Source organism: bacterium (assembly GCA_022763185.1).
Classification (GTDB): Bacteria; Bdellovibrionota_G; JALEGL01; order JALEGL01; family JALEGL01; genus JALEGL01.
Map to the genome: position 1 here is coordinate 23853 of JALEGL010000001.1, position 7150 is coordinate 31002.

The 7150-nt window shown below is 40.2% G+C and carries 7 protein-coding genes and 1 pseudogene; 6 read left to right on the plus strand and 2 right to left on the minus strand.

The window, feature by feature from the left end; all coding sequences use genetic code 11:
* Window positions 1-47 precede the first annotated feature (47 nt).
* On the plus strand, window positions 48-464 hold the full coding sequence (locus MRY82_00135) for a hypothetical protein (GenBank protein MCI5071338.1): 417 nt from the start codon (window positions 48-50) through the stop codon (window positions 462-464).
* 570 nt (window positions 465-1034) lie between these two features.
* Here MRY82_00135 and MRY82_00140 read toward each other — a convergent pair.
* Together MRY82_00140 and dacB are read right to left on the minus strand one after the other, a co-directional pair.
* Window positions 1035-1172: pseudogene (locus MRY82_00140) on the minus strand (prepilin-type N-terminal cleavage/methylation domain-containing protein).
* A 37-nt stretch (window positions 1173-1209) separates the two neighbouring features.
* Window positions 1210-2607 (minus strand): D-alanyl-D-alanine carboxypeptidase/D-alanyl-D-alanine-endopeptidase, encoded by a 1398-nt coding sequence (dacB, locus tag MRY82_00145; GenBank protein MCI5071339.1) that lies wholly within the window; start codon window positions 2605-2607, stop codon window positions 1210-1212.
* A 30-nt stretch (window positions 2608-2637) separates the two neighbouring features.
* Here dacB and nagZ point away from each other — a divergent pair, with 30 nt between their 5' ends.
* From nagZ to MRY82_00170, 5 genes are all read left to right on the plus strand, one after another.
* On the plus strand, window positions 2638-3759 hold the full coding sequence (nagZ, locus tag MRY82_00150) for a beta-N-acetylhexosaminidase (GenBank protein ID MCI5071340.1): 1122 nt from the start codon (window positions 2638-2640) through the stop codon (window positions 3757-3759).
* A gap of 90 nt (window positions 3760-3849) precedes the next feature.
* Entirely contained in the window at window positions 3850-4482 is a 633-nt protein-coding gene (locus MRY82_00155; GenBank protein MCI5071341.1) for a MotA/TolQ/ExbB proton channel family protein, read from the plus strand.
* Between the two features lie 3 nt (window positions 4483-4485).
* Complete coding sequence (locus MRY82_00160; GenBank protein ID MCI5071342.1) at window positions 4486-4986, plus strand: biopolymer transporter ExbD; 501 nt, start codon at window positions 4486-4488, stop codon at window positions 4984-4986.
* Between the two features lie 28 nt (window positions 4987-5014).
* Window positions 5015-5599 carry a biopolymer transporter ExbD gene (locus tag MRY82_00165; GenBank protein MCI5071343.1) on the plus strand — a complete coding sequence of 195 codons (585 nt, stop codon included), beginning with the start codon at window positions 5015-5017 and terminating at the stop codon, window positions 5597-5599.
* A 223-nt stretch (window positions 5600-5822) separates the two neighbouring features.
* Complete coding sequence (locus MRY82_00170) at window positions 5823-6860, plus strand: hypothetical protein (protein ID MCI5071344.1); 1038 nt, start codon at window positions 5823-5825, stop codon at window positions 6858-6860.
* The last annotated feature ends 290 nt before the right edge of the window (window positions 6861-7150 follow it).

Genomic DNA, 7150 nt, shown 5'->3' on the forward strand with positions numbered 1-7150 from the left:
ATTGCGTCATGAAAAACGTATGGGGTGTTATAAGTTTAGTGGTATTTATGAGTTCTTTGAGTTTTGCTCAAGGCAGCCCTAGCTGGGATGGGGCAAGCATATCTAATCACAACGGATTTTTGCCCTTGGGAGGGTCCACAAAACCATATAATGGTTATTATATAGAACTGATTTACACCGGTAAAAGCAAAAATTATAGCCATATTCATTACGGATGGACTTGGGTCTACAACGATGCACAAAAAACCATCCGTGCACGTGACAGACACAACGGCAACTTACACCAATGGAAAATTGAAATTGATACTGAAAATCCGGATCAATTTATTTACGGTGAAAACGAAAATCAAGTGCTTATTGGCCGCTTGGAAGGAAATAATGTCAATTTGTACCTTCAGTCTTGCGTGGACCAATGTGAGCACGTGAAAGTTTTTTCTACAAACATCTCAACCTTCAAAGGTTAGTTTAAAACTAAGCCAGTGCGGCTCTGTTTTGATTGATCAGAATCGATCCGCCAACTTGCTTTACACGCAGGGCACACTCTTATCTAAAAACAGCTTTAAAATCTATTGCGTTGGATCTTCTTGGTAAATATCGTTACGATCAATGACTTTAATAAACAAGGAACAATCTTTAAGAGGACCTTTTTGATCGGCAACCGCGGTTGCATAATACCAATTGCTGCTAACAGGGGTTGGAATGCCCAAGGTGGTTGATGGCGTAATGGCACTGTGCGTGCAGTCTGAGCCACCAGGTGTATATGACCCGTTAATGGCTTTAAGATCTCCCAAACCTCCGGTGACATTGGTACCCGATTCATCAATCTGACCGGCAATCACTTCATACTGAAAATACATGGGCTCACCGTTTCGAATCACCCTTCCCAACATACTCCAACCAGAAACCGATGTATCAAAGTTTTGTCTTCCAGTTTGATAGTTGGGTACAGTTGCAGGGCTAGGACCAGCAGTAATATAGCTTTCATTTTCTGCAAAAAAACTCTCTTGATACAAAGCAATAATACCCAAGTTATTGATAGCCTCAGACGTTCTGGCTTTGCGAATATAGTTCAAATATATGGGGACGGCAATGGCCGCTAAAATGGCAACAATCACCAACACCGTCATAAGCTCAACCAAAGAAAATCCTGTTTTGTTGTTTTTGATGATCATCATTAATATTGTATCATACTAAGGCTTAAAGATTGCTTTAAAATAGTTCTGCAATTATTTTTTCTTCCAAATTGCGCAACTGCCAGCCACTTTGACCGGTTTGATTCCACAAAAAAGCAAAATATACCGTGCCATAACTAGGGGTATGGGCTTGCCCTACCAGTGCCGTAACGTTATTCAATGTTCCTGACTTTGCCCGTACTTTTCCAAGCATCCCCTTGCGCTTAAATCGATTACGCAAAGTGCCATCTTGACCACCAACGCTCATGGCATGCAAAAAATCAGCCCCATACACCGGATGTTGTGCCGAGGTAAAAAACACCTGCGCCAAATCATGGGCTGAGATTTTGGTTGAACGGGAAAGCCCTGAGGCTTTATTTAAAAAAACTTCGTTTTTAAGCTTTGGATGATTGTCTTTTAGCCATTGTTTTAAATCAACACCTTCCTTGGCCAAAGCATAGGATAACATCTCAGCCATAAAGTTATTGCTGAATTTGTTCATCCCCCAAACAATATGACTTAAAGGTTTAGACTTAAACTCTAAAACCCTACCTTCTTCAACACATGTTTTGTACTCAACAACAAAGTCCCGATTCTGCGCCAATATATTTTCTTTATCCAACATATGCTTTAAAGCTTGTGCAAAATAAAACTCTGGTTTTGGCACTGACCCATAAAGCGTTCTATGTCTTTCATTAAGACCAATGAGACCATAAACATGAATAATGAATTGTTTATTTTTTTCATCAAAAGATACTTTCATCCCTACACTTTTTTTACCGGCGATACTGTTGGTTTTAACCTGTGCATTTAAACGATACGCAGATTTGGGTAGATCGGGATCTATCAACACAGTTGCTGGCTCACCTCTTCGCTGGCCCGGATAAACATGGACCGTAAGCGCATTAAAGTTGAGGGCCAAAGCACTTTGCGGTGCAACAAAAGCACGATGCGCATCACCAGAAAAGTTTTTCTTTAAAGCATGTTGCACTTTTAAATCACTGTTATCAATAATTAGCGTATGGATGTTACGCGTAGTTTCTCTTCGCAACATCTGTCCCAACAACCATAAATTTTCACTGACAAAATAAGGGTCTAAGCCACCTTTAATGCACAACTGACCTTGATTGAACCAAAGTTTGGTTAAAAACACATGCGCTTGCCCCCAATGTTCCAAGGCTGCAGCCGTTACCAAAATTTTTATAGCCGAGGCTGGATTTAAAGTTTTATGCTCCTGTTTGGCATACAGAACCTGCTCATCGTTGAACATGTACAAACCGATATTGCTCTGTTTAATCTTGGCTTTATCCATGGCTCGGTCTATTTTTTGCTTTAATTCATTGATTTTCAACTCTTCAGCTACAAGCTTGCTAGGCCAAAGCAACAACACAAATAGAGCAATAAAAATCATTAAAATTTTACCGGGTATTTTCATTGTTCATAAGTTTAAGGTAATGCAATCAATATGCAACAAAATGCTTATAAAAAAGACAAAAGCCCATGGCCTCTAGCCAAGCTCAAGGCTCATCTGGGACAACTGATGATGATAGGCTTTGAAAGTACCCGTTTAAAAAAAGAAGAAATTCAATTTATAAAAGACACTGACCCTGCGGGTGTCATTTATTTTAGACGCAACTTGGATACTCCAAAGCAAAGCCTAGACTTGTCCCATCAAGTTTGGCAGCAGTTTAAAACACCGCCTTTTATTGGCATTGACCAAGAAGGGGGTCGCGTTGAACGCTTGACTGAGCCCTTTACCCACTTTCCAGGTAATCAAGCTTTGGGCTTGCATTATCAAAAAACTCAATCCCCTAAACTTGCACGCCAACAAGTCAATGCCATCTGTGAACAACTAAAAAGCATTGGCGTCAACTTAGATTTTTCACCCGTTGCCGATATTCACACCAACCCCAAAAACCCTATTATTAATGATAGGGCTTTTGCTACAAAACAAAAAATCACCAGCAATCTGGTTGGAGTCACGGTTGACAGTTTCAACCAAAATAATATCGTTTCCTGTGCCAAACATTTTCCAGGACATGGAGATACCTTACTAGACAGTCACTTGGCTTTACCAAGTGTTGACACCTCATTAAAAACCTTAATGCAGCGCGAGCTTAAACCCTTTATTAGAGCCATTGCCTATAAAGTACCCATGATTATGACAGCCCATATTGTTTACAAAGCTATTGACCCACAAAACATGGCCACACTCTCAGCTTTTTTCTTACAAACCATTTTGCGTAAACGTCTTGGCTATGAAGGCTTGATTGTGAGTGATGATTTAGAAATGCATGCCGTTGCCAAAAATAAAAGTTTGGCTATGGCCGCTGTTGAAGCGCTCAATGCTGGGGTCGATTTACTCTTGGTTTGCAAATCTCTTGAAGAGTCCAAGAATGTTTACCAAGCTATACTCACTGCTTTAGAGCAAAAAAACCTAGACCCCATGCGCTTGCAAACTTCTATTGAGCGTATTTTTAGCTGCAAGCAGCGCTTTAAGTTGCACGCTCCTCAAAAAAATAGATCTCGGCACGCTTGGCCCCAACACGATTACCTTGCAGAAAAAATCCAGAAAGTTGCCAACTGATACAATTGGTATACAATGGAGTAATTGTTTAAATATAAAGACAAAGTGTGTAAGATCACTGACTTAACACACAATCTTGGAGGTTAATATATGTCGTCTTTTTTTGATGTTTACTGGCACAGTCCCTTTATGATGCTAAACACAGTTGTTTCAATTATTGCTCTTGGTATAGTTTTAGAGCGTGCATACATGCTTTGGTTTAAGTATTCTGCCAATGGTGTGGCATTTATGCAAACCATTGAGCGCCATGTTTTGGCCAATGACTTGAATAGCGCAAGAAATTTTGCCAACACCAGCAAAACCCCTTTGGCATCTGTCATTAAAGCTGGCTTGGCCAAAGCCCCTTTGGGTGGTATGGCTGTATCTATGGGCGTTGATGAAGCTTTGTTGCAAGTTACACCCAGAGTTGAAAAACGTATTGGTTCTTTGTGGGCCATTGCTAACATTGCAACCTTGCTGGGTTTGATTGGAACGATTGTTGGTTTGAGCGTATCTTTTGGTGCTTTAGGGGGCCTTTCTGCTGAAGCCAGAGCTGAAGCCATGGGTGTGGGTATTGCTGAAGCGCTTTACAACACCATGTTGGGTTTGAGTATTGCGGTGATTTGCATTATTGCTCACTTGATTCTTTCTGGTAAGGCCAAGAGCATCATTGGTGACCTTGATTATTACACCAGCCGTATGGAAAACCTTTTAACAATCAGACATGAGAGCGAGGCTGCATAAGCCATGTCTCGCGGTCAACGAGAAAGCGGTTTAGAAGTTGAAGTAGGAGAACTTAACCTCGTTCCCTATTTGGATATTATGGTGAACTTGGTGCTGTTCATGTTAATGAGCATTACCAGCTTTTTAAGCTTTACCATTTTAAATGCCTCCATTCCGCAACTCAGCCCCAATGCAGCTACTGCTCAAGCACAGCTGAAAAAAAAGGAGCTCTTGCTCATGGTCAGAGTAACCAAAACTGGCTTTATTGTTGACCCCAGTGTGCAAGGTGGAAAATCTTTGCCCAAAACACAAATTCCAAAAGTTAAAGGTGAATACCAATACGAAGCCCTTAAAAAAAGAGGTTCATCCATTAAAACTCTTTTTCCAAAAGAAGAAAAAGTTTTAATTCTGGCCCATGAATCCGTCAAATATGATGACATCATCAAGACCATGGATGCCTTGCGCGACAAGGAAGAAGACGGTGATGAAGGCCTATTTCCCAGTGTAACGTTAAGTGTTTTATAGGCAGGCGTAAAAAATCTAAGGAACAGTTATGGCAGCAGATACAGAACAACATGCAAGTCTTCACCTCTGGCGCGCACGGATGCGTAAGCGCAGAGGAAGAGGGCTAGACAGCGGTCATTCAAAAGAGCTCAACTTGGTGGCCATGATGGACATGATGACTATTATTTTGGTGTTCCTCTTAAAAAGTTATTCAGGCTCTACATTAACTGTAAACTCTAGTCAAAACTTTCAGTTTCCTAAGTCTACACATCAAATTACTCCTGTAGACGCAACCAAGCTCACCGTAAGCAACTATGACAGTGGCGAAGGACAAATCATTGTCAACTCTGATATTGTGGCCACCCTCGATTCAAAAGCTGTATTAAGCATGAAACGCAAAGCTCGCAATAGAGATTACATGATTCCAGAGTTGTTCAAAGCCTTAAAAAAAGAAGCTGCCATGGTCAAGGCGGAAACCAAAATTCGTAATGAAGACGCCACCACCTATGAAGGTAATATTTTGATTATTGCGGATAAAGAGTTGCCCTATTGGCTACTGACAGCTGTTCTCTTTACTTCTGCTGAAGCCGGCTTTGACAAATACAACCTTGTGGCTGTTAAAAAGCACCAATAAAACTTAATTTACTGATCTTATCGATACTGTGTCGATAGCAATTACGTTTTAGACTCAAACTGCACTAAAAACCCACAGATTAAGCATATTGTTGTTCTTTTTAGGGTAGCTTTCAATCAAGCCATGCGGACTATTCCTCTGCTGCGCTCTAACGCCACGCCCCTTGCTTTTTTGTATGCTTTTTGTTAAACCGCATGCATTAAAAATTAATCTAGGGGAACACATGAAAAAGCTTTTTTTATTAACGGTTTTATTTTTTGGAGCAGCTCATGCCGGAATATATCCGGTTAAAAGTTTAAAACAATTGGTTAGCAAAAACGGTGTTTTTAAAGCGTCGCTTGACTTCAAAGCAGATATCGGCTTGACAAACCGTGCCTCTTTAGACGGTTTTGTAAAAATTTACAGTGCAAATGCATCGTATCACGGTTCTTCTTTATTATATCAATTTGATCTCAAAAGTGCCCCACTTGACTTTAATGACGGTTCAGCAACTTTTTCAACACAAAGCAACAATCTTTCAACTCAAGAAGAAGAAACTGCTGAACTTAAAATTACCTACATCTATGTGGCTCTCAATAACTATGTTGTAAAAGTGGAAATAAAAACTTTCTGCAATCATGAAGACATTCTTTATGCACAAACGAGCACTCAAGCTGAAAAGCTTAAAAGTTACAACTATGCTTCGGCATACACCGCTGGATATCAACAGATAAAACCAAAAAAACTACCCCTGTCTCACAGCGACAACAATTTGTTTTACATGACCCATAATCTCAAGGTTACACATGACCCTTTCAACTGGCAGCTGTTGGTGAATGGGCAAGTCAGTATTTACAATAACTCAACCCCTCTACAAAATGGCACACCTCAAGGCAATCCTGCCTACCGTTTTATTATTGATCAAAGCCTTGAATTACAAAACAAGAAAGAAAATTCTTTAAAAATCTTCTCTTTCTCCGGCGAAGCAGTGAATAACATGACTTTAACCATCACCTACACGCCTGATGGAGTAGGCACATACTCTCAAGACATCACTGCCCGTGTTTATAGCATAGAAGACCCAGAATCCTGCAACTCAACCATTGATTGCACTACTGGACGTCCAATTCATGATGTATTAAGGCATTCTTCAATCATACGACCTAAAACTATCTCTCAATATGCATATGATATCTCTTCAGCAAACAACGACAGTTCTTTTAATTCTTCTCAAAAAATGCTCCGCTTGAGAAATGGTACTGAGTTTACTTACATCCATTAATACAAACAAGAAAATTACAACTCTAGTCGCAGCAGCTTTCACCAATAACACTATTGTGCAAAACTAAAACGCACTGTTATTATTACCTGAAACCAAACGCTTTCTTCTGATTCTTCCCGCTTCGCTCTTTTTCTTTAAGGAGTCTTTAGATAGTGTTAGCTTGTAAAAGCTTACACTATCTTATGCACAGCCTACGACCCCTTCGCAAATTAAAAATCGTCGTTTTTAATTTGCTCATCCCCGTGTCTTCTTCTAACTCAATCTTATGTTTTCTCTCTCACCTTGCACTA

What these genes read in the sequence shown, in the direction of transcription:
- MRY82_00135 (MCI5071338.1), top strand. Translation starts at nt 48, where the DNA reads ATGAGTTCTTTGAGTTTTGCTCAAGGCAGCCCTAGCTGGGATGGGGCA.
- dacB (MCI5071339.1), bottom strand. Translation starts at nt 2,607, where the DNA reads ATGAAAATACCCGGTAAAATTTTAATGATTTTTATTGCTCTATTTGTG.
- nagZ (MCI5071340.1), top strand. Translation starts at nt 2,638, where the DNA reads ATGCAACAAAATGCTTATAAAAAAGACAAAAGCCCATGGCCTCTAGCC.
- MRY82_00155 (MCI5071341.1), top strand. Translation starts at nt 3,850, where the DNA reads ATGTCGTCTTTTTTTGATGTTTACTGGCACAGTCCCTTTATGATGCTA.
- MRY82_00160 (MCI5071342.1), top strand. Translation starts at nt 4,486, where the DNA reads ATGTCTCGCGGTCAACGAGAAAGCGGTTTAGAAGTTGAAGTAGGAGAA.
- MRY82_00165 (MCI5071343.1), top strand. Translation starts at nt 5,015, where the DNA reads ATGGCAGCAGATACAGAACAACATGCAAGTCTTCACCTCTGGCGCGCA.
- MRY82_00170 (MCI5071344.1), top strand. Translation starts at nt 5,823, where the DNA reads ATGAAAAAGCTTTTTTTATTAACGGTTTTATTTTTTGGAGCAGCTCAT.